This is a genomic window from Streptomyces tricolor, assembly GCF_002155905.1.
Taxonomy (GTDB): Bacteria; Actinomycetota; Actinomycetes; order Streptomycetales; family Streptomycetaceae; genus Streptomyces; species Streptomyces tricolor.
This window is the reverse complement of sequence record NZ_MUMF01000881.1, coordinates 1-537: the sequence shown is the minus strand read 5'-3', so window position 1 is coordinate 537 and position 537 is coordinate 1. Positions and strand designations below refer to the sequence as shown.

The following is a 537-nucleotide window of genomic DNA, read 5'->3' as shown; positions in this document are numbered from 1 at the left end:
CGATCCAGTCGGCGACCTGCTTGGGCAGTTCGTAGGGCTGGCGGTAGATGGCGGGGATGCGGGCGTCGAACTGGGCGAGGGCGGCGAGGCGCCGCTCGACGAGAACGGATTCGCGGGGGCTGAGCTCGTCAGCCGAAGCGGAGTGCACTTTCGATCTCCTCCTCTGGGATCTGCCTGGGTGCGGTGGTCGGGCCCTGCTGGGCCGGGGTGGTGTTCATGGCCTGGTTCACGAAGCTGGGGATGGCGGAGGGGGCGTAGCCCTTGGTCATCCAGATGGCGAGGCCGCCCCGGATGTCGTCGGGTGCGATGCCTTCGTCGAGGAGCTTCTTGATCTGCTTGGCGACCTGACCGATGACGGCCTTCGGTGGCCGCTTGCTGGTCCGGTTGAGCCATTCGCCGACGATCGTCTGGGCCGTCACCGGCTCGCCCTCATCGCTCGCGCCTTCAGGTGCGCCGGCGAAGCCGGTCTCCTCGACGTCAACCGGAGGTTGCTCCCCGGCCTCAGCGGAAACCGTGGTTGGGGCAGGGGTAGGGGCA

1 pseudogene is annotated in these 537 nt (G+C 68.3%); it reads right to left on the bottom strand.

Annotation, left to right across the window (positions count from 1 at the left end):
• Nucleotides 1-128: 128 nt before the first annotated feature.
• Nucleotides 129-537 (bottom strand): annotated as a pseudogene (locus CCN44_RS41080) (hypothetical protein); the annotation flags it as partial.